This is a genomic window from Desulfovibrio sp. (assembly GCF_019422935.1).
Lineage (GTDB): Bacteria > Desulfobacterota > Desulfovibrionia > Desulfovibrionales > Desulfovibrionaceae > Desulfovibrio.
Map to the genome: position 1 here is coordinate 1 of NZ_JAHZCJ010000007.1, position 26,434 is coordinate 26,434.

General features: G+C 58.5%; 27 protein-coding genes. 18 read left to right on the plus strand and 9 right to left on the minus strand.

The features are described from left to right. Nucleotides 1-367: 367 nt before the first annotated feature. Entirely contained in the window at nt 368-2,050 is a 1,683-nt protein-coding gene (locus QZ383_RS09805) for a lytic transglycosylase domain-containing protein (protein ID WP_291445052.1), read from the minus strand. A 272-nt stretch (nt 2,051-2,322) separates the two neighbouring features. Between QZ383_RS09805 and QZ383_RS09810 the strand changes: the two genes are divergently transcribed. After that, nucleotides 2,323-3,135, plus strand: a complete 813-nt coding sequence (locus QZ383_RS09810) for an RNA methyltransferase (protein ID WP_291445053.1) — start codon at nt 2,323-2,325, stop codon at nt 3,133-3,135. Between the two features lie 406 nt (nt 3,136-3,541). On the opposite strand, the gene fliQ is transcribed toward QZ383_RS09810, so the two are convergent. The 7 genes from fliQ to era all read right to left on the minus strand — a co-directional run bounded on the left by fliQ (nt 3,542) and on the right by era (nt 8,334). Continuing rightward, on the minus strand, nt 3,542-3,811 hold the full coding sequence (gene fliQ, locus QZ383_RS09815; RefSeq protein ID WP_291445054.1) for a flagellar biosynthesis protein FliQ: 270 nt from the start codon (nt 3,809-3,811) through the stop codon (nt 3,542-3,544). Nucleotides 3,812-3,894: 83 nt separating this feature from the next. After that, a complete protein-coding gene (fliP, locus tag QZ383_RS09820; RefSeq protein ID WP_365861744.1) occupies nt 3,895-4,608 on the minus strand; it encodes a flagellar type III secretion system pore protein FliP in 714 nt (237 codons plus the stop codon). A gap of 13 nt (nt 4,609-4,621) precedes the next feature. Beyond that, a complete protein-coding gene (gene fliO, locus QZ383_RS09825) occupies nt 4,622-5,215 on the minus strand; it encodes a flagellar biosynthetic protein FliO (protein WP_291445055.1) in 594 nt (197 codons plus the stop codon). Beyond that, complete coding sequence (gene fliN, locus QZ383_RS09830; RefSeq protein ID WP_291445056.1) at nt 5,208-5,777, minus strand: flagellar motor switch protein FliN; 570 nt, start codon at nt 5,775-5,777, stop codon at nt 5,208-5,210. Before fliN ends, fliO begins: the two co-directional genes overlap by 8 nt. Nucleotides 5,778-5,939: 162 nt before the next feature. Further along, nucleotides 5,940-6,587: a flagellar basal body-associated FliL family protein gene (locus QZ383_RS09835; protein ID WP_291445057.1), complete on the minus strand. Its 648-nt coding sequence runs from the start codon at nt 6,585-6,587 to the stop codon at nt 5,940-5,942. Between the two features lie 92 nt (nt 6,588-6,679). Then, nucleotides 6,680-7,408, minus strand: a complete 729-nt coding sequence (locus QZ383_RS09840; protein WP_291445058.1) for a YggS family pyridoxal phosphate-dependent enzyme — start codon at nt 7,406-7,408, stop codon at nt 6,680-6,682. A gap of 2 nt (nt 7,409-7,410) precedes the next feature. After that, entirely contained in the window at nt 7,411-8,334 is a 924-nt protein-coding gene (gene era, locus QZ383_RS09845) for a GTPase Era (protein WP_291445059.1), read from the minus strand. A gap of 462 nt (nt 8,335-8,796) precedes the next feature. Here era and QZ383_RS09850 point away from each other — a divergent pair, with 462 nt between their 5' ends. Together QZ383_RS09850 and QZ383_RS09855 are read left to right on the plus strand one after the other, a co-directional pair. Beyond that, nucleotides 8,797-9,315: a VUT family protein gene (locus QZ383_RS09850; RefSeq protein ID WP_291445060.1), complete on the plus strand. Its 519-nt coding sequence runs from the start codon at nt 8,797-8,799 to the stop codon at nt 9,313-9,315. Nucleotides 9,316-9,457: 142 nt separating this feature from the next. Then, entirely contained in the window at nt 9,458-9,736 is a 279-nt protein-coding gene (locus tag QZ383_RS09855; RefSeq protein ID WP_291445061.1) for a DUF5665 domain-containing protein, read from the plus strand. Between the two features lie 81 nt (nt 9,737-9,817). On the opposite strand, the gene tgt is transcribed toward QZ383_RS09855, so the two are convergent. Further along, nucleotides 9,818-10,957, minus strand: a complete 1,140-nt coding sequence (tgt, locus tag QZ383_RS09860; RefSeq protein WP_240825517.1) for a tRNA guanosine(34) transglycosylase Tgt — start codon at nt 10,955-10,957, stop codon at nt 9,818-9,820. A 302-nt stretch (nt 10,958-11,259) separates the two neighbouring features. On the opposite strand from tgt, the gene alr reads away from it, so the two are divergent. The 15 genes from alr to cobJ all read left to right on the plus strand — a co-directional run bounded on the left by alr (nt 11,260) and on the right by cobJ (nt 26,362). Then, nucleotides 11,260-12,411, plus strand: a complete 1,152-nt coding sequence (alr, locus tag QZ383_RS09865; protein WP_291445062.1) for an alanine racemase — start codon at nt 11,260-11,262, stop codon at nt 12,409-12,411. A 140-nt stretch (nt 12,412-12,551) separates the two neighbouring features. Further along, nucleotides 12,552-12,860 (plus strand): 30S ribosomal protein S6, encoded by a 309-nt coding sequence (rpsF, locus tag QZ383_RS09870; RefSeq protein ID WP_240825515.1) that lies wholly within the window; start codon nt 12,552-12,554, stop codon nt 12,858-12,860. Between the two features lies 1 nt (nt 12,861). Beyond that, nucleotides 12,862-13,125 (plus strand): 30S ribosomal protein S18, encoded by a 264-nt coding sequence (rpsR, locus tag QZ383_RS09875; protein WP_022659828.1) that lies wholly within the window; start codon nt 12,862-12,864, stop codon nt 13,123-13,125. A gap of 10 nt (nt 13,126-13,135) precedes the next feature. Then, complete coding sequence (gene rplI, locus QZ383_RS09880; protein WP_192112797.1) at nt 13,136-13,642, plus strand: 50S ribosomal protein L9; 507 nt, start codon at nt 13,136-13,138, stop codon at nt 13,640-13,642. Nucleotides 13,643-13,650: 8 nt separating this feature from the next. Beyond that, entirely contained in the window at nt 13,651-15,144 is a 1,494-nt protein-coding gene (gene dnaB, locus QZ383_RS09885; RefSeq protein ID WP_291445063.1) for a replicative DNA helicase, read from the plus strand. Between the two features lie 469 nt (nt 15,145-15,613). Further along, nucleotides 15,614-15,880, plus strand: a complete 267-nt coding sequence (locus tag QZ383_RS09890) for an RNA-binding protein (RefSeq protein ID WP_022659825.1) — start codon at nt 15,614-15,616, stop codon at nt 15,878-15,880. Between the two features lie 1,037 nt (nt 15,881-16,917). Further along, on the plus strand, nt 16,918-18,732 hold the full coding sequence (locus QZ383_RS09895; protein ID WP_291445064.1) for a putative nucleotidyltransferase substrate binding domain-containing protein: 1,815 nt from the start codon (nt 16,918-16,920) through the stop codon (nt 18,730-18,732). A gap of 1 nt (nt 18,733) precedes the next feature. Continuing rightward, on the plus strand, nt 18,734-19,366 hold the full coding sequence (locus QZ383_RS09900; RefSeq protein WP_291445065.1) for a 3'-5' exonuclease: 633 nt from the start codon (nt 18,734-18,736) through the stop codon (nt 19,364-19,366). Nucleotides 19,367-19,420: 54 nt separating this feature from the next. Further along, nucleotides 19,421-19,735 carry a DUF485 domain-containing protein gene (locus tag QZ383_RS09905; protein WP_291445067.1) on the plus strand — a complete coding sequence of 105 codons (315 nt, stop codon included), beginning with the start codon at nt 19,421-19,423 and terminating at the stop codon, nt 19,733-19,735. After that, entirely contained in the window at nt 19,732-21,456 is a 1,725-nt protein-coding gene (locus QZ383_RS09910; RefSeq protein WP_291445068.1) for a cation acetate symporter, read from the plus strand. The genes QZ383_RS09905 and QZ383_RS09910 overlap by 4 nt, the downstream gene beginning before the upstream one ends. Before the next feature lie 353 nt (nt 21,457-21,809). Then, nucleotides 21,810-22,364, plus strand: coding sequence for a hypothetical protein (locus QZ383_RS09915; protein WP_291445069.1), 555 nt, complete (start codon nt 21,810-21,812; stop codon nt 22,362-22,364). Between the two features lie 143 nt (nt 22,365-22,507). Further along, complete coding sequence (locus QZ383_RS09920; RefSeq protein WP_291445071.1) at nt 22,508-22,987, plus strand: siroheme decarboxylase subunit beta; 480 nt, start codon at nt 22,508-22,510, stop codon at nt 22,985-22,987. Between the two features lie 15 nt (nt 22,988-23,002). Continuing rightward, nucleotides 23,003-24,274 (plus strand): glutamate-1-semialdehyde 2,1-aminomutase, encoded by a 1,272-nt coding sequence (gene hemL, locus QZ383_RS09925; protein ID WP_291445073.1) that lies wholly within the window; start codon nt 23,003-23,005, stop codon nt 24,272-24,274. Between the two features lie 91 nt (nt 24,275-24,365). Beyond that, on the plus strand, nt 24,366-25,586 hold the full coding sequence (locus tag QZ383_RS09930) for a cobalamin biosynthesis protein (protein ID WP_291445075.1): 1,221 nt from the start codon (nt 24,366-24,368) through the stop codon (nt 25,584-25,586). After that, nucleotides 25,583-26,362 carry a precorrin-3B C(17)-methyltransferase gene (gene cobJ, locus QZ383_RS09935; protein ID WP_291445077.1) on the plus strand — a complete coding sequence of 260 codons (780 nt, stop codon included), beginning with the start codon at nt 25,583-25,585 and terminating at the stop codon, nt 26,360-26,362. The genes QZ383_RS09930 and cobJ overlap by 4 nt, the downstream gene beginning before the upstream one ends. The last annotated feature ends 72 nt before the right edge of the window (nt 26,363-26,434 follow it).

Consider the following 26,434-nt stretch of genomic DNA (forward strand, 5'->3'; position numbering starts at 1 on the left):
TTCCGTTTCGTGAAACTTTCGTTTCACCGTGAAGCCAGTCGTTTTCTTCAATCGCAAGGAGCGTTTATGCTCCCCTTTGCTTTCGAAGTCAACAACTTTTTTCCGTTTCGTGAAACTTTCGTTTCACCGTGAAGCCAGTCGTTTTCTTCAATCGCGAGGAGCGGTTATGCTCCCCTTCGCTTCAGGAGTCAACCGTTATTTTCGTTTCCGCGAAAAATCTTTTCGCTTGCGTTTCCCTTAACCGTTTTCCCTTGTCGCGAAGGGGGAAATTGCCTTAAAGGCCCCCGCAAGTCAAGCAACAAATGTAAATTTTTACAAAACAATCCATTCATATCTGCGCAAACTGGCCAACAGTGCGGCTTTCAGCCTACTGTTCCACAACCAGACGAGCGCCCGTGCGCAGGTTCTTTTCGTCCACGCTGTTCCAGCGTTTCAGATCATCCACGCTCACATTGTAGGTGCGGGCGATCTTCCACAAGGTATCGTTGGCCTGCACGGTATAGGTAGTTTTGCTTGTTTTGGCGGCCTTGGCGGGCTTGTCCTTATCGCGATCCTTGCCGAGATGCCCATCAGGCCCGGCAGCCACAGGCCGCCCAACTGCGGGCGCAGCCTGTCCGCTGCTTTGACCGCCGCCCTGGGCCGGGATGCGCAACACCGCGCCAGCATGCACCTTGTGCGGATCAGAAATACCATTGCTCTGCTGGATATCCTGCACGCTCACACCATATTTGCGGGCCACAGAGGTGAGTGTTTCATCCGCCCGTAGGGTGTGCTTTGCCCCATCATTGGCGGCGACCACTCGGGCCGAGGATGCTTGCGGTTCGCGGCTGGCAGCTTCATTGCCGGGCTTGCCCGCCTTAGTCTGCCCCTTGGCCGGTTTGGCATCCAGAGCCGCCACAGCCTGGGCAGACATATTTACCGAACGCGGAACCAGCACAGTTTCGCCGGCTTTCAGATAGGGATTGCCAGGGTTGGCTGCCCGCAGCGAAGCTACTGGCACACCGCAGCGGCGGCTGATTTTGTCCCATGAGTCCGCGCTGGAGGCCACCGTACTGGGGGCCCATCCCGCATAGGGCGCGCACTGGGGGGAAGACAGAAATGCCTGAGCCGCCCGTTCCCGACTTGCCGGTACATATATATATGTAGTGCGGCTAGTGTCGGTCATGGGGCGTTTGTGATGCCGGTTGAATGCCGAAAACTCGTCCATATCCATACGGCAGGCGCGGGCCACGCCCGCCAGATCCGTGCCGGGTTTGGCGGTCAGGCGCAGCACGCCCGGCGCATTGTCGGGATGGATGGGATCAAAGCCAAGCTGGGGAAGGTTGCGCATGATCTTGGTCACAGCCAGATAGCGCGGCACATACTGCTTGGTTTCATCGCGCAGCTGTGCCTTGTCGTCCAGCATATGGTTGCGCGACTTGATTTCAAAAAAGTCACGCCCGCCCGTGCCCTGCTTGGCGCGCCCAATCTTGCCTTCTCCGGCGTTGTAGGCCGCAATGGCCGTAGGCCAGTCGCCAAAATCGCCATAGAGTTTTTGCAGATAGTCTGCCGCTGCCTCGGTGGATTTGAAGGGATCAAGCCGCTCGTCCGTCCACCAGTCCTGGTTCAGCCCATACTTTTGCCCGGTATAGGGCATGAACTGCCATGCCCCGGCGGCCCCGGCAGGCGAGCGCACCTCACAGCGGTAACCACTTTCCACAATGGCAAGATAGGCCAGATCTTCCGGCATGCCCCGCGAGCGGAACACGCGCTTGGCATAGGCAAGAAACTGCTCCGCCCTTTTTGACGATGCGCTCATGGTGGGGCGGCCCTTACGCAAAAAGTATTTGTACTGGCGCGTCACGTCCGCCATGGCACTTTCGGGGATGTTTTTGTCCACCTGCCCGGTAGTGTTGAGGGCGGCGGTTTCACTGGCCGTCAGCGGCGGGGAAGTATCCTCTTCCGGCACAGACATCGACAATCCCCCTCCGGAGTCGCCGCCCTGCCGAGAGGCGCAGCCCCCCGCAAGCAGCAGACAGCAGACAACAGCCAGAAAAAACAGCCTTGCCATTGCCGATCCGTTCCTGTTCGATGCTGCAACCATTGTTTCCTCCCCTTTTGCCGCCCCGGCTTGCCATCTGCCGGGAAGATGCGTACACAGCCGCCAAGGGCTGTCTGTTCCTTCCCCGTGCGCGGATGCCACGGCATGGACTGCCAAAAGCCCACACGCGTGCGCAACTGCGCAGCATATCGCATAAATATTTCTAGCGGGTTCTTGCCTGCACAATCCTCTCCAATCACTCAGGCCGCACGGCGGCCAATGCACACTGCCCGGAGGCTCATATGCATAATGAAACTGAACAAGCCCCGCTGCTGCCGGGCCTCAAGCCTGTGCTGGAACTGCTTGCCAGCGAGCCCCAGCGCATCGACTGCGTCTTCTGCAAAAAAGGCCTGCGCGGCCCCGATGCGCAGGAAGTGCTGAACCTTTGCCGTCAGCACAACGTGCGCTTCAGCCTGGTAGACCAAGTGGCCCTCGACCGCCTGTGCCGTGGCGCTGGCAGTCAAACTGCCCAGGGGCGTCAAGGCCGTGACGGCGTTTCCCATCAGGGCGTTGTGGCCCGTCTGGCCGCCACCGGCTTTACCGAACTTGCCGACCTGCTGGCCGCGGCGGGCGATGCCCCCCTGCCCCTCATTGTGGCCCTTGACCAGGTGCAAGATCCCGGCAACGTGGGCACAATCTGCCGCACCCTGTATGCTCTGGGCGGTGCGGGCATCATTTTGCCCCAACACAACAGCGCCTATCTTGGCCCCGCAGCCCGCAGGGCCGCGGCTGGCGCACTGGAAAAACTGCCCGTGACCCGCGTCACCAACCTGGGCCACGCCCTCGACAGTGCCGAAGAAGCTGGCCTGACCATTTACGGCGCGGGTGGCGATGGCCCATCAAGCCTCAACGCCTTTGATGAACCCATGCAGTTGCCTGCCGTGCTGGTTCTGGGCAATGAGGACAAAGGCCTGAGGCCCGGCGTCGCCAAACGGTGCGCCCACATGCTGCGCATTCCGCTTGCCCGCTCCTTTGACTCGCTCAACGTGGCGCAGGCCGGCGCCGTACTGCTGGGCCTTGCCGCAGCGCACAGAGCAAAAAATTCTGCATCGTAGGGCAATTTCTGCTCAGCAAAACCTAAAGCAAAAAGTACGCCAACACATCTGGCCTTTTTTACACAGTTCAGACAAGCTCTTGACAGCAATAAAAAGGGAAGTGCAACCGCACTTCCCTTTTTATTGCAATAATAATGGCACTAAACTTTCTCTAGATTTTTATTAGATATACTTTATATATTGTAAAAAATGAATTGCTTTTACAAAATGCAGTCATACTACTGCTCACATCAGTTTATAAACGCCTACAGCAACATAATATCATCCGTTATTGCGCGCCGCCTGTCTCAGACAGGCAAGCAAAGCTCCGCTGAACGCAAAACCCCGCCCTGTCAGCGAGACGCATTATTGCGCTGCTGCCGGGGCGGGTTGTATGCGCCGAAAAGGGCGACCCGTGAGGCGGTCTTTACCGGATGTAAGTGGGAATATTGATGAACACGTCACGGGTAAAGGTAGTCATGCGCTCCATAAGCCAGGGCAGGGCCATAAGCAGAGCCAGAAACATGCACACAACCTTGGGGATGAAGGTCAGCGTCATCTCCTGAATCTGGGTTGCAGCCTGAATAACGCTGACAATCACACCCACTCCAAGCCCCACGCCAAGCATGGGCAAGGACATCATCAAGCAAAGTTCAATGGCCTGCCGACCGAAACCGATGACGAAATCTGGGGACATGGGTGACTCCTGAAAATTGACGGTGTGTGAATCTTTCCATCTCTTAGGCAAAAACCGGGCCAACGTTGCGCGCGGGGCTCCGGTCAGAGCAGAAAGCTGTTCACAAGCGAGCCGACCAGCAGATTCCAGCCGTCCACCATAACAAAGAGCAGCAGCTTGAAGGGCATGGACACCATCATGGGCGGCAGCATCATCATGCCCATGGCCAGCAGCACGCTGGAAATGACCATATCCAGCACCAGAAAAGGAATGTAGATGAGAAAGCCGATGGTAAAGGCGGTTTTAAGCTCGCTGATAACATAGGCGGCTGCCAGCAGCATGGTGGGCACTTCCTCCTTGCTGCGCGGCGCTTCCATCTTGCTGATGGAATAGAAGACAGAAAGATCCTTTTCGCGCGTATGCTTGAACATAAAGGTGCGCAAAGGGGCCTGCGCCCGGTCGAGCGCCACCTTGTAATCAATCTGCTCGGCCAGATAGGGTTGCAGGGCGTTATCATTGATCTGCTTGCCCACGGGGTACATGATGACCACCGTCATAAAAATGGCAAGACTGGCAAGAATCTGGGTGGGGGGCAGCTGCTGCACGCCCATGGCCTGCCGCAGAAAGCTGAAAACAATAATGATGCGGGTGAAACTGGTGACAGTGAGCATGATGGCCGGGGCAACGGAAAGCACGGTGAGCAGGAAGAGAATTTCCAGCAAGACCGAGACTTTTTCCGGCGATTGCGCCCCACCGGCCAGGGTGAGCTGCATTGCGGGCATGGCCAGATCCTGAGCCGCAAGGGCCAGAACCGGCATGAGGATGAAGAGGCTAGCTGCCGCCAGCGCCGCGACGGGCTTCTTCCATGATCTGTTTGAAATCGGCGTTCTCTGGCTCATGCTGTGCCTGCTCCTCTGTCAGAAGGGTAATCTGCTGGTCGGTAACGCCCAGCAGCAACCTTTTATTCAAGAAGCGTACCACCATCAAGCCTTTACGCGGCCCAAGCGGAAGCTGAGCCTCCATGACCAAGGCATCGCGCGGAAGCGCCCCCGGACGCGGCAGAAAATTGAACTTGCCGAAACGGCGCGCCAGCCATACGGCCAGCCACAGCACGGCCACCAGCAAAAACAGAATGCCAACGGCCTGAATGTAGCTGCCCCAGGAAAAAGACGACTGCCCAAGCGTTGAAGCAGGATCCGCCAGCGAGGCTGCGGCCTGCTCCGTAGCAATGCCAACGCGTTGCGCAGACTGAGCGGCCATATCCAGCCCGCGCAGCATCTGCTCGGCTGCGGCAGCCACCGTCTGCTCCAGACCCGGCGGCACCGCGGCCGCAGAACCTTGCGCGCCAGAAGTGACCACGCCGCGCACGGCGCTGCCCGAAAGACCGCCTTCGGCTGCGGCCAACAACACAGGCAGGCTAGCCAAGCTGCTTCACCCTTTCAATGGGACTGATGATATCGGTGAGGCGCACGCCGAACTTTTCGTTGATGACCACGGCCTCGCCGCGCGCCACCAGCTTGCCGTTCACAAATACTTCCAGCGGTTCGCCAGCCAGCTTGTTCAGCTCCACCACGGACCCCTGACCAAGCTGCAGCAGTTCGTTGATGAGCAGACGGGTGCGCCCAAGTTCGGCAGACACATCCAGCGGAATATCCAGAATAAAATCCAGCTCCCGCTTGAGCTTGTTGTCCTTGGGCTGACGGGCCATTTCAGTCATGTCCTGAAAATGCGCGTCTACCGGATGACCGCCAAGCCCTGCACCTGCACCGCCAAAGGAGGTCGGCCCCTTGTCTTCCTCATCCTGCGCCAGCGATTCTGCCCACTGAGCCGCCAGAGCTTCCTCATCCAGCGCAGCGCCGGATGTTCCGCCAGCCGCGCCAGCGGGCGCAGCATCCGCAGCAGGTGCAGCAGGTTCTGCCGCGTTGGCTTCATCTTCCAGTTGCGCGGCCCACTGGGCCGCCAAGGCTTCCTGATCTTCCTGCGACATACGTCACCTCATTCTCTATTCCAACATGCACACCCGAACATTCGGGCGGCATCGCGGCAACGGCGCGCCCCGCAACGGGCATGGCTGCCAAAAGCCTCTGTCTGAAACCGCGTCCGCACAAGAAGCAGATGCCTGGGCCCGCCAGAGGCAGAGCTTCCAGTGTTACTCCACGACAAAATCGGTAAAATATACGCGTATGACCCTCTGCGCGCCCAGAATCTGGTTCAGCCGCGCGGCCACCTCCGCCTTCAACAGCACCTTGCCGTCAGGCGTGGAGATATCGTTAAACGTCTTGCCCGCCAGCAGCATGATGATGGCATCGCGGATACGCGGATTGTTGGCCTGCAATGCGGCGGCAACGTCCGCATTGACCTCGACCTCCATGCCCAGCTTGAGATACCGCCGCCCTGTGGGGTCGGAAATGTTCACGGTTATGGGCGGCAGCGGCAAGACCTGACCACCACTGCGCGGCAGATCGCCCTGCCGTTCAATGCGCCCGTCACCCGCGCCTCCCGCGCCGCCTGCCCCGGCATGGCCGGATGCGCCGCCTGCGCCGCCAGAACCGCCTGCGCCTGTCTGGCCCGCTGCGCCTTTGCCTGCGGCATCCGCAGATGCAGCTTCAGCAGGCGCAGAACTTGCCGAAGACGGTGTGCGGATGAAAAACCACCAATAGCCGCCAATGCCAGCACCACTCAGCGTGATAAGCAATATCGCCAAAATAATGACGATGCGCTTGGCCTTGGAGCCCTTCTTGGGGTTTTCAGCCTGCCCTTCCGGCAGGGCCTTTGATTCTTTTTCTTTGGCCGCCATACGTACTCCACCGCTATTGTGGGGTCATGAATGCGAACCGCTCAAGTCATTCAGGTCTGCATGGCATGTAGCAGACTTTGTGCCAAAGCTGTTCACACCTTGGCAGGACGCGGCCCGAAAATATCCGTACCTATGCGCACCATGGTGGCCCCTTCGGCCACCGCGCCTTCAAAATCACCGCTCATGCCCATGGAAAGCTCGGGCAGGGGCAGGCCAAGGCGGGTGCTCAAGGCATCGCGCAATTCACGCAACCTTGCAAAATGGGGCCGCGCTGCATCGCCCGCGTCAAAAACCGGGGGCAGACACATGAGGCCCTGCACCTCAAGGTGCGGGCAATGCTCAAGAACATAATCGGCCAATTCCGGTAAATCTGCAGACATCACACCGGATTTTTGCGATTCGCCCCCAACATTCACCTCAAACAACACTGGCTGACGCGCACCACCCTCTGCCAGACGCCGCTCAAAGGCGTCCGCAAGCTTGCGGGAATCAAGGGTATGCACAAGATTGAAAGCCCCCGCCACCAGCGGTGCCTTGCGGCTTTGCACATGACCGATCATGTGCCAGCGAATCCCGGCGCACTGCGCTGCTGTGGCCGGATCTGCGCTCAGGTCTTGCCGTTTTTGCAAGGCCTCCTGAACGTAGTTTTCGCCAAAATCAATCTGCCCGGCGGCGGCCACCTGGGCCAGGGATTCCGCCGGATGCAGTTTTGAAACGGCAATAAGCCTCACGCTTTCGCGGGGGCGGCCAGCCGATGCGCAGGCCGCGTCAATGCGGTCAAGCACCCGCGCATAGCGTTCGAGCAACAAGGTATCGCCCATGACTACTCCGCCATCAGGCCCATCTCGCGCAGGAAGGCGGCGTCTTCAGTCCAGTGTTCGCGCACCTTGACCCAAAGCTCCAGATGCACCTTGCCGCCCACCAGATCCTGAATTTCCTTGCGGGCCTCAATGCCTATCTGCTTGATGGAAGCGCCCGCACGGCCAATAACCATGGCCTTGTGCATGGGCCGCCCCACATAGATGACCGCGTGGATCACAGTCTGGCCGCGCTCTTCGTCTTCCTCCCAGCTTTCCACGTCCACAGCCACGGAATAGGGAACTTCCTGGCGCAGATGCAGAAACAGCTTTTCACGCACGATTTCCGCAGTCATGAACCGCAGGGGGGCCGTGGAAATCTGGTCTTCGGGGAACTGAGCCTGGGCAACGGGCAGCTTGGAACGGATAAGCTTTGCCAGCTCCGGCAGGCCGTCGCGATTCAGGGCCGAAGTGGGGAAAATTTCCGCCTTGGGCCACATTTCGCTCAGACGGGTCAAAAGCGGCAGCATGCGGCTTTTGTCCGAGAACAGGTCCACCTTATTGACCACCACAACCATGGGCCGGTCATCATTGGAAAGCGCTCTGGACAGCGGCTCAAGGTCGCGCTCCAGAAATTCCGGGTGGCGGATGTACAGGTGGGCGTCAAGCACGGGCATGATGACTTCGGCCTGGGCAAGGCTCTGCCACACGGCCTGGAGCATGGTTTTGCTCAGCCGACCGCGCACCTGGGCAAGGCCCGGCGTATCCATAAAAATAACCTGGGCTTTCTCGTCCGTAAGGATGCCCACAATCTGATTGCGCGTGGTCTGCGGCTTGGGGGTGACGATAGTCACCTTCTGGCCGAGCAAGGCGTTCAGCAGGGTGGATTTGCCCGCGTTGGGCGGCCCCATAAGTGCGACCCAGCCGCAACGATAGTTCTGATCCGACATTCTTTCTCCCGGCTGGAAACATCCAGCCTCTACCGCCGTAAACTTCGACGGGAAATTTTCTGGCAATTTTGCAGGGCGCGGGCGCACTGGCACGACAAAGGCCGCCCTATGCGGGCTAACATCTCAAAGAAATTGCGCTTCCGCGTTCGGGCGGGCATGGATTTGCGCACCTGCCCGGCACACTCAGAGTAAACTTTACTCTAGAAACATACTATAACTGGCTTTCTGTCCCACATCCGCGCTTCGGGGTCAAGACGCAGGGCATTGCCCCAACCCCGGTACAGGCCCCAAAACGGGCATAGACGGACACAGGAGTTGGTGCAAAAAACGGACGAAAAAAATCGAACGGGGAGGCAACACCTACATTGCCCTTGCCGCCGAACACCTCATCATTATTATGCTTCTGTCACGCCCCCAACAGTGGGACATTTCACAGCCCGCCGCTTGACTACAGGCGCGCCAATGCCTACTCTCCCGCCCATGTTCAGCCTATTTACCTATATTGCACTTATTGTGGGCGTTAACTTCGCCTTTTCAGTCACTCCGCTCATCCAGTTGCCCAATGGCGATATGTGGGCTCCCCTTTCGCTCATCGTCGGCTTTATTTTTGTGGTGCGCGATTACGCGCAGCGCCGTGTTGGGCACCATGTGCTTTGGGGAATGCTTGTGGGTTGCGTGGTCAGCTGGTTCATGGCCAGCCCGCAGCTTGCGCTGGCCAGCGCCGCGGCCTTTGCCGTGGGCGAACTGGGCGACTGGGCGGTATACACCTTTACCCGCCGCCCGTTTTCGCAGCGCATTCTCATTTCAAGCCTTGTGGGCGCGCCGCTGGACAGCATCGTATTTCTGGGCATGATCGGCATTGCCACGCCCTGGTCTGTCATTACCATGAGCCTGAGCAAGCTGGCAGGAGCACTGCTTGTTTTCTGGCTGGTACGCCGCCGCGAGCAGCGCGAATGCGGGCTGGAGCACATCCAGGCATAGCGATTGACACCGCAGGGCATGCCCTACAGCTGCTGTACAGCACACATTTTCAAACCCGTGGTCGCAGGATCACGGGTTTTTGTGATTTTGGGGCTTACCGTATAGACTCTGCCTCAAGCGGCACTCCGCACGAGGTGGATCAATGGACAACCGAACTGAAGCCAGACAGACAGATGCCGAACTCCTGCTGCAACGCCTCGACGACGCAGGCCTCACGGAATACATCCGGCTGTCGCAGAAAACCGGCAAGATACTCTGGCTCAACTTTCTGTCAGGCATTGCCAGAGGGCTGGGGTTCAGCATTGGCGCATCGTTGGTGTTGGCCGTTCTTTACAAGATACTGGCCCGGATCATCAGCATGAACATCCCCTACCTTACAGAACTGCTGCAACAGATCATGAACATGGCCAAGGGCGGCTGACAGGAACGCACATTCTTTTGCCGCAAAAAGGGAGGGAACCATAAAGCTCCCTCCCTATATTATGGATGGTATTTGTTGCGCTTACGAGCCAGCGGCGGCGCGTGCGGCTTCGTCGGGATACAGGGCCGTGATTTTCGCCAGAAAATCCATATAGCGCCCTTCCACGATGGCCTGACGCGCGTTGCGCGCCAGATCGAGAAAATAGGTGAGGTTGTGCAGGGAATTGAGCCGGAAGGACAGCAATTCCTGACTGGCATACAGATGCCGCAGATAGGCGCGCGAAAAATTGCGGCAGGCGTAGCAACGGCAATTGGGATCAAGAGGGCCGTCATCCTCGGCAAATTCGCGTCGCTTGATGTTGATCTTGCCAAGCGATGTATAGAGCGTGCCGTTGCGCGCATTGCGGGTGGGCAGGACGCAGTCGAACATGTCCACCCCGGCATGGATGCCCGTGGCAATGTCCAGCGGCGTCCCCACTCCCATGAGGTAGCGGGGCTTTTCGCCGGGCAGCAGGGGCGCTGTGTGGTAGAGCAGATCGTACATCTTGTCTTTCGGCTCGCCCACCGAAAGCCCGCCAATGGCAAAACCGTCAAAATCCATGGCGCACAGTTCGTTTACCGAGCGCTCGCGCAGGTCTTTGTAAAAACCGCCCTGCGTGATGCCGAACATCAGATTGTGCGCAGAACCGGGCGGATAGGCGTCCATGGCGCGCTTGGCCCATCGCGTGGTCAGGGCCAGGGATTTTTCCGTATAGGCGTAATCCGCGCCAAAGGGCACGCATTCGTCAAGCACCATCATAATGTCTGAATTCAGGTTGCGCTGGATTTGCAGCACCTTTTCAGGCGTGAACAGATGCTTTGAGCCATCAAGGTGGGAGCGGAACTCCACGCCTTCCTCGCGGATCTTGCGCAGCGAGCTCAGGCTGAATACCTGAAAACCGCCGCTGTCCGTCAGGATGGAGCCGGGCCAGGAGGCGAACTTGTGCAGCCCCCCGCGCCGGTGCACAAGCTCATCGCCGGGGCGCAGATAAAGGTGATAGGTATTGCCCAGAATGATGGGCGCGCCAATGGCGGCCAGGTCATCCGGGGCAAGAGCCTTGACGGATCCCACGGTTCCCACGGGCATAAAGATAGGCGTGGGGATAGTGCCGTGAGCCGTGCGCAGCACCCCGGCGCGGGCCGCGCCGTCGGTGTGTTCGATGGTAAATACGGATTGGGACATGCCGCGCAGAGTAGCCGCAAGCGCCGCACTGCGCAAGAGGGGGAGCACGCCGCATCGTGGGCAGATATTCGCGGATTCCTGCTCAAAAAGTTATGGTCGGCGGCAAAAGTCGCGCGGAGGCAGCACGGCTAATTGTTGTGCCTCGGGGGCAATATTGTTAAGGTTGCACCCTTTCATTAAAGGGTGTTGCGCGCAAGGGCCGGGGCCGTTGCGCCGGGGGGCCGCAGGGGACGGCGACCCTTCGCTGCCGCCATGCGCGGTGCGCGGACAAACCGCGCAGAATGTCCTTCAGCAAAGTTCAAATGAGGGAATTCCCTGTGAGCGACTGCACGTTTTCACCATCGCTGTGCCACATTGATCTGGCCGCCATCCGCCGCAATTTTGGCCGCATGGGCAAGGCTGAAAAGCTTATGCCGGTCATCAAGTCCGATGCCTACGGCCACGGCCTTGTGCCTGTGGCGCGGATTTTGTCTGATGCAGGCGCGCGGCGCTTTGCCGTGGGAACCGTATCAGAAGGCATGGCCCTGCGCGAGGCCGGCCTGCGGCAAACCATTGTGCCGCTTCTGGGCGCGCTCACCGATGTGGAGTGGCAGGGAGCCGCCATGCAGGGCCTGACCCCGGTGGTGGGCAACTTTGACCAGCTTGAACGCGCCGCCGCCCATTGCCACGCCGGGCGCATCCTGCGCGTTGCCATAAAGTGCGAAACCGGCATGGGCCGCCTTGGCTTTTCGCAGGAAGAACTGCCCCAGGCTATCGACCGGCTGCGCAACATCCCGGGCATCTCTCCGGCTATGGTCATATCGCACTTTTCATGCGCCGACGTGCCGGAGCAGGAAGCCTATTCACAGGACCAGATCAAGCGCTTTACCGCCATGTCTGACGCGCTGCGTACGGCATTCCCCGACATTGAGCGCTCGCTCTGCAATACGGCTGGCACCATAGGCCGCCCCGAAGCGCATTTCGAGGTGTGCCGCCCCGGCATTTCGCTATACGGCGGCAATCCCTTTACGGGCACCTCGTGGGAAAGCAAGGGCGATGCGCTCGGTCTGGAATGGGCCATGAGCGTCAGCGCGCCAGTTATCGAAGTACGTCAGGTGGCCGAGGGCCGCAGCGTGTCGTATGGTCGACTGTTTACAGCGCAAAAGCCCGCCACCGTGGCGGTTGTTGCCATTGGCTACGCCACGGCTTTCAACCGATCGCTTTCAACGCGCGCCGCCATGCTCATCAACGGACGGCGCGCTCCTCAGGTGGGTAGGGTGTGCATGGGCATGATCATGGCCGACGTCAGCGAGCTGCCGCCCGTGCGTGTGGGCGACACGGCCTGGCTTATGGGCGGCCCCGCCGAGGCAGGGCAAAAGGCGGTGACGCCGCAGGACATAGCGGATGCACTGGGCACCATTTCTTACGAAGTGCTCTGCCTTTTTGGCGGCATGAACCCGCGCGTGTACGCATAGGGCATTGCATCCCCCTGACAGCGCAGGCTTTCATCCTTCTGAAAATTTCGGCTTGACAGGCCCATTTGCCGGAAGTATAAGACTCGTTCCTTGCTCGCGCCCTGTGTGGCGTGGGCTGCCAATCCAAAAGGAGAATACCAATGCGGAAATTTGAAACCCTGCTGCTCCTTTCCCCGGAGCTTTCCGCCGATACTCGCGAGGGCACCATTGCCGCCCTTACCGCGATCATCGAGCGTGAGAAGGGCGTCATGGTGGAAGTGGACAATTGGGGCATGCGCGACCTCGCCTACCCGGTTCGCAAACTGATGCGCGGCTTTTATGTGCGTCTGGTGTACCAGGCTCCTGCTGAGCTTATCGCTGAGCTGGAACGCAACATTCGCATCACCGACGGCATCTTCAAGTTTGTGACCGTCAAGCTGGCCGACGAAGTGGCCGGGGAGGTTGCCTAACATGGCTTTTAAGAAGAAATTTGCCCCGCGCCGCAAGTTCTGCCGCTTCTGCGCAGACAAAGATCTGCCCCTGGATTACAAGCGCGCCGACATTCTGCGCGACTTCATCACCGAACGCGGCAAGATCATTGCCCGCCGCATCACCGGTACCTGCGCACATCACCAGCGCCTGCTGACCCGCGAAATCAAGCGCGCCCGCCAGATGGCCCTGCTCATCTACACCGCGACGCACGATTCCGGCGTCAAGAAAAAGAGCACCATTTAAGGAGGCGCACATGAAACTGATACTTCGCGCCGACGTTGAAAATCTCGGCAGCCTTGGCGATGTGGTTGAAGTGAAAGCTGGTTATGGCCGCAATTTCCTGCTCCCGCAGGGTCTGGCCATGGTCGCTTCGCCTTCCAACCTCAAGAGCTTTGAACAGGAACGCAAAAAGCTTCAGGCCCGCATGGATGCCGTGCGCGCTGATGCCCAGGCCCTCCAGGCCCGTCTGGAAGCCCTGGAAGTTGTTATCCCCATGCACGTGGGCGACAACGACAAGCTTTACGGCTCCGTCACCACCACCATCATCGGCGACGCTCTTGCCGCCCTTGGTGTGGAAGTTGACCGCCGCCGCATCCTTATGGATGCCCCTATCCGTACCCTTGGTGAACATCCCGTTCGCGTGCGCCTGCACGCCAGCGTGATCGCCATGGTGCCGGTGAAGGTCATCTCCGACCATCAGCCCATCGAAGAAGAACCCGCACCTGCTGCGCCCGCTGAAGAAGCCGAGGCCGCCCAGTAGGGGTTTGCGTGGCTTCCCGCAACGATAGCAACTCCGCCCCCGGCCACGCGGCCGGGGGCTCGCCTTTTGGGCAGGGCCGCAACAAAGACGGTCAATCTCGCTCTTCAACGCACAGCGCGGAAAAGGCCGAGGCCGACATCCTGCGGCGTGTGCCCCCCCACAGTGTTGAAGCCGAACAGGCTGTGCTCGGCGGCGTTTTTATGCGCCCCCAGCTCATGCACTCCATCGCAGATCAGCTCACTGACGAAGATTTTTACCTGCCCGCGCACGCCACCATCTACAAGGCGTTTCTAGAACTTTACCGCAAATCGGCCCCCCTCGACCTTATTGCCACTGCCGAGCAGCTCAAGAGCATGAACGCCCTTGAAGAAGCTGGCGGCGCGGTCTATCTGGGCGAGCTGGCGCAGGCCGTTGTTTCCGGCGCCAATGCGGAATACTACGCCACCATAGTCCGCGACAAATCTTTGCAGCGCAGCCTGATCAACGCCTGCTCTGGCATCATAGTCAACTGCTACGATGCCACGCGCGAAGTCGGCGAGCTGCTGGATGAATCCGAGCAGGCGGTTTTTTCCATTTCGCAGCGCACCTCGGGCAAGGATTTTACTCCCACCCGCGAACTGCTGGAACGGGTGTTCGACAAGCTTTCCAAGCTGGCCGATGCCAAGGACGTCATTACAGGCGTCACCACCGGCTATACCCGACTGGACAAACTGACCGCAGGCCTGCAGCCCTCTGATCTTATTATTGTTGCAGCCCGCCCCAGTATGGGCAAGACGGCTTTTTCCATGTGTATGGCCATCAACGCAGCCGTGCGCCAGAACGTGCCTGTGGCTGTATTTTCGCTCGAAATGAGCAAAGAACAGCTCATGCAGCGCATGCTGGCCGTTTGGGGCAAGGTGGATCTTTCCAAATTGCGCCGCCCCTCGTTGCTGACAGATGAAGACTGGCAGCGCCTCTATGACGCGGCGGACGTTGTGGCCCGTGCGCCCATATTTATTGACGACACCCCGGCCCTCACCACGCTGGAGCTGCGCGCCCGCGCCCGCCGTCTCAAAGCGGACAAAGGCCTTGGCATGGTCGTGGTGGACTACCTGCAGCTCATGCGCACCAGCCGCCGTACAGATTCGCGCGAACTGGAAATTTCGGATATTTCGCGGTCGCTCAAGGGCCTTGCCAAGGAAATGAACGTGCCCGTGGTTGCGCTTTCGCAGCTTAACCGCAAGGTGGAAGAACGCAGCGACAAACGCCCCATGCTTTCTGACCTCCGTGAATCTGGCGCTATCGAGCAGGACGCGGACGTTATCATGTTTGTGTACCGCGATGACGTGTACAAATTCCAGAAGCCTGCCGACCGCCCCCCCCAGGGCATTGCCGAAATTATCATCGGTAAGCAGCGCAACGGCCCGGTGGGCGTTGCAGAGCTTATGTACATGTCGCCCTACACCTCGTTTGAGGATATTGCGCCTGACTGGATGCCCCCGCCATCAGAAGGCGGATCCTAGTCAATTTCAGAGCCGTACAACTGACGCAAAAGCTGTCGTTGTGCGGCTTTTTAGCATGCTAATTGGTGCGACACTAATAATTACAGTCTGAACGTATTTCCCACGCAATAGCTTTCTATTTTAATGTTGGTTGAACAACCAATCCGATTATTAGTAATGCACTTTGCAACTCTTTATCTTTTCAACGCCCGTTGTGTTCCAGCGATGTATTGAACATTCGATGGCCACCATGTTTTGCGATTCTTTGCACAACCTCTAGGAAATCCTTCGTTTCCTTCCACCTCATCCAGTCACACTGCGGGTTTGCGCCTTTTTTTTACTGGCGCGAATACGCAATGCCAACTTTTTTTTGGCGATTCGTTGACAAGGCCGACAAAGCGTGTTTCCATATTTTTCATGGGCCGCGTACCGGTAATACGTTTTACTGGGCGTAAGCGCGGGAAGATTGTTTTTTTTGAGAGGGTGTTTCATGTCTAAGTCCATCTATGTCGGGAACCTTCCTTGGTCTGCCACTGAAGAACAGGTCCAGGACCTCTTTGCCGAATACGGCAGCGTTCTGTCTGTGAAGCTTGTTAGCGACAGGGATACCGGCCGTGCCCGCGGCTTTGGCTTTGTGGAAATGGAAGACGGCGAAGCCGACTCCGCCATTGAAGCTTTGGACAACTTCAGCTTTGGCGGCCGCACGCTGCGCGTGAACGAAGCCAAACCCAGAGCCCCGCGCCAGCCCCGCTACTAGGGCGCTGTAACGGACAAAGACACGCCCCAATTGGGGCGTTTTTTGTTGCGCGCACCTCTTAGGGGTCGCCTAAGGCGCTCCTGCACATTCTAGCGCGGCGGGGCGGCTCGACAGATATTGTCTGCCGAAAACCCCGCCGCAGCATTTTTGCCTCCTACCGCAACATCCGCCAGATGTTTCTCCCTCCGTGCTCCACAGGCAGACGCTGGTTCTTCCGCGCTTCCGAACTCCCAGCCGCACTGCCAGTTTGCCTCTCTCCAGATACCGTAAAGCTCATTGTTTCAAGCCCACCATCAAGCACTTGCCTGGTACCCACTTTCCACACATGTACTCCTCCCCACTCGTTCACCCCCTGCATCGCCTGCGCCCGGCTTCCTCATGCGGCCAAGACTCCGCTCTACTCAACGCGGATAAGCAACTGCGCGCTCCCGCATCAGCCTTTGCTTGCCTCCGCGTAAAACCAGACTGCATTGCTATGCAATAAGGTAAGGGCATTGCAGCCCTGCTTGAGGCCCTTGCTTGCAAAACAGCTACCCGGCCACGCCCTCCGATTGCTTGCTGTAAAGGAAGAAAGACGACAGACCACAAAAGCCGGTACTATTGCATAGCTCTTTTTTCTACTGAACCCGCATGCTCCAGCTACATATATTGCACACAATCCTGATCACTAGATAGTTTATGTGTATAGAAATTGTCGTTTCACAAAAAAATTTATTTATAATTTATTTTTGTGAATATTAATGACTATAAAAAATAATTATTGCAAGAGTACGGCCATTAATTGTAGTGTATTTATAATTTCAATAGCCAGTTTTATGTTAAATTTAGTTTATTTAAACTGTATAAACAATCAATGAAATATTTCACATACATCTTTTACACGTACTAATTCTGATTTACTTACATAGTACAATACGCTCATTGATTGAACAGTTTCTATCTATTGCAAACATAATTCGCACAATAGGGAAACAACGCAGGCACGGCACTGTCGGTAAAAATACAATCATACCGCAGGGACGCATTCAGGACAGATTATGCCCAACACCCGCTTTGACCTCACGCATCCCCCCTTTGATCTGCTGACCAAGGCAGAGGCATCTGCCCTGTCGGCCTCTGCCGATATCCTTTTTTTCAGCAATGATCAGGAGATTCTTGCCTCGGGGAGTGAGGTTGATGCGCTCTATCTGGTCATGAAGGGCCTTGTTCGTGAAATGTCGGGCGAAGAAATTGTGGGCGCCTACCGTGAGCACGAGGCCTTTGATTGTCGCGCCTTGGCCACAGGCAGAACGCGGCACAGGTTTGTGGCGCATGAAGAAGTGCTGCTTTGCGTGTTCCCAGGCCGAGAGGTGCTGGCCTTGACGGAAAAGAACTCGCTTTTCGGTGCGTACTTTTTTGCAACCGTGTCCGACAAGCTGGGCCAACTTGCCCAAAACCGCGACCGCCGCGAATGGCAGAGCCTTTTTGCGGTCAAGATCAGCGATGCGGGATTTCGGCCGCCCATATTTGCCAAGGCAACGGATACCATTGCCCACGCCGCGCAGCGCATGAAGGAAAGCCGGAGGCGATCCATCTTTGTGCGCGACGGTTCCAGCACCGGAATTTTCACCACGGGCGACTTTTGCGACATCGTGGCCAACGCGGTTTCCAACCAGACGCCACTCAAGGCCTGCGCGCAGTTTTCCCTGCTGAGCTGCGAAAAGGACGACTACCTTTTCAATGCCCTGCTTCTCATGACCCGCCACAACATCCATCGTATTGTGGTGACGGACAAGGGGCAGCCTGTGGGCGTTCTGGCCATGATCGACCTGCTTTCCTATTTTTCCAACCATTCCCTGTCCATAGCGCGGCAGCTCGAGGCGGCCACCACACTGGCCGACCTGCACAGCGCCATGCTGGACATGGAAGCCCTGGTCACAACCCTCGTTACCCAGGGCATAAAAACGCCGCAGCTCGCGCGCCTTGTGCAGGTGCTCAACGCGCAGCTCATGGCCCGCCTCTGGCAGATGACGGCCACGCCCGCCGTATTTGCCGGGAGCGCCCTGCTTGCCCTTGGTTCAGAGGGACGGGGCGAACAGATACTGAAAACCGACCAAGACAACGCGCTGATCCTCGCCGAAGGCCTGGACGAAAAGGAGGTGGAGCACTCTGCAAACAGTTTTACGGAGCGCATGCTCAGCCTTGGCTACCCGCCCTGCCAGGGCGACATGATGGTGAACCAGCCGCTCTGGCGGCACACGGCGCGCGGATGGGAACAGACCTTGCGCCAGTGGGCGGACTCCGCGCAGGGCGAGGGGCTTATGCATCTGGCAATTTTTCTGGATGCGGAAACAGTCTCCGGCCCGGCCTCATGGCTTGAGGCCTGCCGCAAGGCCTTGCGCTCGGCCCTGCACGATGACACAGCGTGGTTTGCGCGCATGGCCCTGCCCATTGAACAGTTCCCCACCCGAACAGGCGAAAGCGGCTTTTGGCGGCAACTGCTTAACCGCGAAAAAAACGCCCTGCTCGACATCAAGAAAGCGGGCATTTTTCCCATTGTGCACGGTGCCCGTATTCTGGCGCTGGAGGCGGGCATTGATGCCACCAACACCTTTGACCGACTGGAGGCCCTCACATCACGCAGTACTATTGAAAAATCACAGGCAGATGATCTGGCCGAATCTCTGGCCTTTCTGATGCGCCTGCGGCTGGACGCAGGCCTTGAAATGCTGTGCAAGGGGATCCCCCTGAGCAACGAGATTGATACGGCCTCCCTGTCCACCCTGGACAAAGACCTGTTGCAGGACGCCCTCCAGGTGGTCAAGCGCTTCAAACGCATGATCAGCCAGCGCTACGGGCTGGACAGGTTCTAACATGCAAAACACCTGGGTACAGGCCGTGGCGCGCCGCTGGCGCATGCGCGGCCTGCGGGAACCTTACCGTTCCCTGCTGGACCAGGATGACGGCCTGCTTGTGAGCATTGATTGCGAAACAACCTCGCTCAACGCGAAGGAAGCGGAGCTGTTATCCATCGCCGCCGTCTGCATAGACGGCAGGCGTCTTTGCACCAGAGACGCCTTTTACGCGCTGATAACGCCGCAGCATGCCCCTGACGGGCAGAATGTGCGCGTGCACGGGTTGCGCCCGTGTGATTTCAGCACGGGTCTGCCGCTTCAGGATGTGTTGTCGGCTTTTCTTCAGTTTGTCAGAGGCAGAACACTGGTGGGCTATTATCTGCAATACGACCTTGCAGTGTTGAACAAAAACTTGAGGCCACTGATGGGGGCAGCATTGCCAAACAGTCGCATAGAGGTTTCAGGCCGCTATTACGACTGGCGATTTGCGCAATATCCTGGCGCCTACATTGATCTGCGATGGGAAACGATGGTCAGAAATCTTCGCCTTCCCACGCTGCCAAGGCACGATGCCATGAACGACGCCATAACAGCCGCCATGATGTATCTGGCGCTGCAATCGCGCGGATACGGCGCGCACAGGCTCCCATAACGTCCAATGTCTGCGCAAAAGACATTGCGGACAAAAGTATGCGAGGAGGGAACAATGGCCTCAGAACTGACGCAACGAATCGAAAAGAACGCGCAATACCAGCACTTGATCAAGACGCGCAACGCCCTTGGCTGGCGCCTCACGCTTGTGGTTTTTGCCGCATATTACGGTTTTATTCTGGTTGTCGCCTTTGACAAACAGCTCTTTGCCACACCTCTTGCAGCAGGAATGACGACGACATGGGGCATCCCCCTGGGCATCGGCATCATCCTGCTGACCGTTGTGCTTACAGCGGTCTATGTTCGCAAGGCCAACAACGAGTTTGACCCTGCGCTCAAGCAGATTCTTGAAAAAGAGGTGCGGTCATGAGTGGAATAAGCGCTTGCACATCCTCCCATAGGCTCAGGCAACAAAAATCCGCCCCGACTATCAGCGCTGCAACATTCTGCACGGCGCTTTTTATCGCTTTGCTGCCCGGTCAGCCCCTGGCGGCAGGAGTCATAGAAGAAACGCAAAAGCAGAATACCGACTGGACAGCCATCATCATGTTCACCATTTTTGTCGGCGCATCGCTGTGGATAACCAAGTGGGCCGCCAAGCGCACCCGCTCCGCTGCGGATTTTTACACGGCAGGCGGCGGCATCACGGGTTTTCAGAACGGCCTTGCCATCGCGGGCGACTTTATGTCGGCGGCCTCCTTTCTGGGCATTTCAGCCGCCGTCATGGCAACGGGCTTTGACGGCCTGATCTATGCCATCGGCTTTCAGGTGGGCTGGCCGCTCATAACCTTCATGCTGGCGGAGCGTCTGCGTAATCTTGGGCGCTTCACCTTTGCCGATGTGGTGGCCTACAGGCTCCAGCAGGTGCCTGTGCGCATATTTGCCGCATCGGGCACCCTTGTCGTGGTGCTGTTCTATCTTATAGCGCAGATGGTGGGCGCGGGGCAGCTCATCAAGCTGCTCTTCGGGCTTGATTACCACTATGCGGTGGTTATCGTGGGCCTGCTCATGATGGCCTATGTGCTTTTTGGCGGCATGACGGCAACCACATGGGTGCAGATCATCAAGGCCTGCCTGCTGCTCGGCGGGGCCTCGTTCATGGCCTTTATGGTTATGGCCCAATATGGGTTCAGCCCCGAAAAACTTTTCACCGCCGCTGTGGGCATCAAAAAAAGCGCGGCCATCATGGGGCCGGGCGGCTTTGTCAAAGACCCTGTTTCGGCCATTTCGCTTGGCATTGCCCTCATGTTCGGCACTGCCGGGCTGCCGCATATCCTGATGCGCTTTTTTACCGTTCCGGACGCCAGGGAAGCCAGAAAAAGCGTACTCTGGGCAACCACATGGATCGGCTATTTCTACATTCTGACCTTCATCATAGGCTTTGGTGCCATAGTGTTTGTGAGCACCAATCCCGAATTCCTCGATGCTAACGGCGTCTTGCGCGGTGGCGGCAACATGGCTGCCGTGCATCTGGCCAACGCCATTGGCGGCAATATCTTTCTTGGCTTTATGTCGGCGGTGGCCTTTGCCACCATTCTGGCAGTAGTGGCCGGGCTGACGCTTTCCGGCGCGTCTGCCGTGGCGCACGACCTCTACGCCTCTGCCCTCAAAAAGGGCAAGGCCAGCTCCAGCGAGGAGCTTAAAATCTCCAAACTGACAACCGTGGCCCTTGGCATCATTGCCATGTTTCTTGGCATCGTGTTTGAAAAACAGAACGTGGCATTCATGGTGTCGCTGGCCTTTGCCATTGCGGCCTCGGCCAACTTTCCGGCCCTGATCCTCTCAGTACTGTGGAAGGGCTGCACCACCAGAGGGGCTGTTGCCGGGGGCTTTGCAGGCCTGCTGGCCGCGCTGGTCATGACCATGCTCTCGGATGCCGTGTGGGTGGCGACTCTGGGCAATCCGCCCGGCTCCGCGCCCTTTCCGTATTCCTCCCCGGCCATCTTTTCCATGCCGCTGGCCTTTTTGTGCATCTGGGTAGTGTCCATATGCGATCAGTCCCCGCAGGCGCAGAAGGAAAGGGAGGCTTTTGCCGACCAGAAAATCCGGTCTGAGACCGGCCTTGGAGCTTTCAAACCCACTGCGCATTAATCCAAGCAAGCGCGGCCTGGCCCTCACCAAGCCGAGTAGCAAGGCCAGACACGGGGAGGGTCAGCCTTGCGGACAACCCATCAAACAGCCTGCCCGCCCAGAACAGATAATTTTCGGGCGGGCAGGCTCAATGCCTTTGTAAAGCGCATCCGCAAAAGCAACACGACATCGTAGGCCCTCTTATTTTGCGGCGCGCGACTGCGTATGCCAACGCATTCCGGTTGCGGCGCTTTTCTTTGCGGGCTTGCCTTGCCGACTGCTGCAAATTTTGCCATGATGTTCATGACGCTTCTGCCGGTTTTTTTGGCCCTTATACCCTTGTCCGGCGCAACAATCCTTTGAGGAGGGCATCCATGCTTACCCCCAACCAGTGTGTGCTTTACAGCGGCGGCGCCGCAGGAACAGAGCAGTTCTTCGGCGCTTTGGCCGAAAGCTGGGGTATGGAAGAAGTAAACTACAGCTTTGAAGGTCACCAGATCGAACGTACGCGCGGCGTGCGGGTGCTCACCTCTGAAGAACTGGCCCTCAAGGATGTCAGCCTGACCTACGTTTCACGCCTCATGAGCCGCGAATACACGCGCGCACCCCTTTTCCGCAAAGTCTTGCAGTCCATCTGCTGGCAGGTCAGCAGCGGCGAGCAGATCATCGTTATCGGCGCAGTCCAGCCTGACGGCACCGTCAAGGGCGGCACCGGGTGGGGCGCGGAATTTGCCAAGATCTGCAACAAGCCCCTGCTTGTTTTTGATCAGCCCAAGAATGCCTGGTTTTTCTGGAACAAGGACAACTGGACCCAGACAGACGAACCCATGATCACCCACGCCCATTTTGCCGCCACCGGCACGCGTTTTCTTGAAGACAATGGCCGTATCGCCATTCAGAACCTGTTTGCGCGTTCTTTTTCGCGCTAAAGCAGAATACTATTGTCAATGCACTAGAAAGATAATCCGCTTCTGCTGCAACGGCCCCTGGTTCGCGAACGGCCCGGGGCCGTGCTTGCGGCATATACCCCACCTGCCGCAGGCAGCGCCTCAGCCATAGTACCGGAGAATTCATGAGCCGTCAGTTTACCCCCGCAGAGCAGGCAGTGCTGCGCATCGTGCAGGACAATCTGCCCGATTCGCTCACGCCTTACGCCGATATTGCCGAAAAGGCAGGAATGACAGAAAATCAGGTGCTTGAGCTGCTTGGTTCGCTCAAGGAATCCGGGGCAATCCGCCGTTTTGGAGCCAGCATCAAACACCAGAAAACCGGCTGGACGCACAACGCCATGGTGGCCTGGAAGATCAACGCCGATCTGGTGGAACAGTGCGGCACGCAGGCCGCACTGCACGACCACATCTCCCATGTCTACTATCGCCCCAGCTCCGCGCCCGACTGGCCCTATGAACTCTACACCATGATTCATGGACGCAGCGAGGCCGAATGCCTTGGGGTGGTGGAAGACCTCAAGCGTGATACCCTGCTGCGCGAGCATGCCGTGCTGCGCAGCCTCAAGGAACTGAAAAAAATTTCCATGACCTATTTTGCCTGATACAAGGAGCCTTTGATGGATACCACTTCTCGGCAGCTTTTTGAAAAGGCCTGCGCGGTTATTCCCGGCGGCGTCAACAGCCCTGTGCGCGCCTGCCACAACGTGGACAGCCAGCCCCTGTTCATAGCTGAAGCTCACGGCTGCCGGATTACCGATGTGGACGGCCACGAGTATGTCGACTTTGTACTCTCCTGGGGGCCCATGATCCTTGGGCATGACGAACCTTCCGTCACCCGGGCCGTGTGCGAGGCCGCCAAACGCGGCACCAGCTACGGCGCTCCCTGCCCGGCAGAAGTAACCCTGGCAGAAGAAGTGATTGCCGCCATGCCCAGCCTTGAAATGGTGCGCATGGTCAACTCCGGCACCGAGGCCACCATGAGCGCCCTGCGCCTGGCCCGCGCCGCCACCAAGCGGGACAAGGTGCTCAAGTTTGTAGGCTGCTACCACGGCCACGCCGATCCCTTCCTCGCCGCCGCCGGTTCCGGCCTTGCCACGTTCTCCATTCCCGGCACTCCCGGCGTGCCCGCAGCCGTTGTGGCCGATACCCTGCTTGCGCCCTACAACGACCTTGATGCGGTCAAAACTATCTTTGAGCAGCACGGCGCGAGCATTGCCGCCATCATTGTGGAACCCGTGGCCGCCAATATGGGCCTTGTGCTGCCCAAGCCCGGCTTTCTCGAAGGCCTGCGCGCCGTCTGCGACCAGTACGGCAGCCTGCTCATTTTTGACGAAGTCATCACCGGTTTTCGCGCGGCCTTTGGCGGCGCGCAGGCCCGCTTCAGCATAGATCCCGACCTCACCACCTTTGGCAAGATCATTGGCGGCGGTCTGCCCGTGGGCGCTTTTGGCGGCAAGCGCCGCTACATGGAGCTCATCGCGCCCAGAGGCGGCGTGTATCAGGCGGGCACGCTTTCGGGCAATCCGCTGGCAATGGCTGCCGGCATTGCCACTCTGCGCTATCTCAAAACCGCCGATTACGCGGCGCTTGAAAAGCGCACCCATACCTTTGCCATGGCGTTGCGCGACATTCTGGCATCCAAGGGCGTACCTATTCAGATGCCCACCCTTGCCTCCATGTTCTGCCCCTATTTCAGCGAACAGGAAGTTACGGACTTTGCCAGCGCCACGTTGTGCGATCAGAAGCTTTTCACCACGTTCTACAAGCAGATGCGCGCTCACGGCATCTACCTTGCGCCTTCCGGCTACGAGACTGGCATGGTTTCCTTCGTCCACACGGACGAGGATTTCAACAAGGCTCTGGACGCGGCCCGCAAGGTCATTTTTTAAGTCGAACCAGCAAGAAGGGAACCTCACTGCGGGGTTCCCTTCTTTATTTTTTCCACACAGCGGCATCCGCCAGACAGCCGAGGGAGGCCCCTTGCACAGTCCCCGCAGAATCACCGCGCTTGCCTGCTATGCGCTCAGCCAGTCTGCTCTGCCTCTGGCGCAGCGCCTGGCGGACTGCCTTGCGGTCAAACCGTGGGGCCTGCCCGGTCAAATCCCGCATCCCGCACGTCCGGCCCAGTCATCAGAGCAGCCAGCCCCCGGCAAATCTTCCGGTCTGGCCCGCGTGGAAATTTTCGCCCCATCGCGGTTTTGCCCGGCGGGGGTTACGCCCTTTGAAAAAATCGGCTCCCTGCTGGCGGCAACCTATAAAAATTTTGCGGCGCATGCCTTCATCGGCGCAACGGGCATAGCCGTGCGTGCGCTTGCGCCACTGCTGGCTCACAAGAGCACCGATGCCCCCGTGATCGTACTTGATCCTGCGGGGCGGCACGTTATAAGCCTGCTCTCCGGCCACTGGGGCGGAGCCAACGAACTGGCCAGCCATGTGGCCCACCTGCTCGGGGCAACGGCAGTTATCACAACAGCCTCGGACTCAGCCTCCGACGCACCCGGAGCAAGAACAAGTCAGCCCAGCAAGAGCTCTCCTGCACTGGATATGCTCCTGCGCAACGCGGGGCTGCTGCCCGTGGACTGGAACCGCCTGCCCGCAGCGCAAGCCGCCATAATCGAAGGGGAAAGCCTGAGCCTTTGGGATCCCTGCCATGCCGTACCGGATCATCCCATGTTGCAACGCCTGCCCGCAGGGGAAGCCGATGCCACGCCGCCGGAACACCGCGGCCCCCTGGTTGCGGCGCACTGGCGCGAGCTTGCACCAAGCCCCGCAATCTTGCGCGTGGCTGTTCCCCGGCTGGTGATCGGTCTTGGCTGCCGCAAAAACGCGCCCAGCGATATGGTGGAAACCGCCACACGCAAACTGCTGGCGGCCCAAAGGCTTGAACCTCTGGCTGTGGCTGCGCTGGCGACCGTGAAAGAAAAATTACAGGAACCAGCCCTGCAAGCCCTTGCCGAGAGGATGGGCGTTCCTTTGCATGGCTTTGAAGCCGCCGACCTCGCACGCTGCCCCACGCCCAATCCGTCCACAGCGGCGGGCAAGCGCTTTAAACAGCCACCTTTCAGCGTGTGCGAAGCAGCGGCCCTGCTGGCAGCAGCGCAGATTTTTTCGGCGGGCGCGCCCCGTCTGCTTCTCCCCAAAACTATCGAGCAAGGTCAGTTAACCCTGGCCTTAGCCATCTCGGACAGGATTGAACGATGAACCCAGCCAGTCTGCATGTTGTCGGCCTCGGCCCTGGCGATGCCGCATGTCTTACCCCTCAGGCCCGCACGGCCATAGAGAATGCATCCTGCGTGGCTGGCTACAGCCTCTATATGGAACTTGTGCCGCCGGAACTGCTGGCAGGCAAGCAGTGCATCAGCACTGGCATGCGGCACGAGGAAGAGCGCTGCGCCGCGGCGGTGGACGCAGCCCTGTCAGGCCAGCCCACGGCCCTTGTCTGTTCTGGCGATCCCGGTATCTACGCGCTGGCGGGTCTGGCCCTCGAGATTCTGGAAAGCCGGGGCCTTGTGGGCCGCGTACCCTTCAATGTTGTGCCGGGCGTTCCGGCGGTGTGCGCGGCGGCAGCCCTGCTGGGCGCTCCCCTGATGCACGATTTTGCCTGCATCAGCCTGAGCGACCTGCTCACGCCGTGGGAAACCATTGAACGCAGGCTCCACGCGGCCCTTGAGGCCGATTTTGTCTGCGCCATCTATAATCCCCGTTCCAAGGGGCGGCCCCACCATCTGGAACAAGCTCTTGAAATTGCCCGGCAATTCCGCGCGCCGCACTGCCCTGTGGGGCTTGTGCGCAAGGCCTTTCGCCCCGGCGAAGAAGCCCGCGTGTTCCGCCTAGACCAGTTCGACCCGGAACAGGTCGACATGCTCTCCATCCTCATCATCGGCAATGCAGAAAGCCGGGCCTTGGGGAACTTCATGCTCACCCCCAGAGGCTACGCGCGAAAAAAGAGTTCCAATCTCGGCAACTTATCAAAATAGTTGGGATGTCATTTTCCCATAGTCATTGACTTACCGTAATGAGGGCCGTAAAATCACACCAATTTGTTCTCA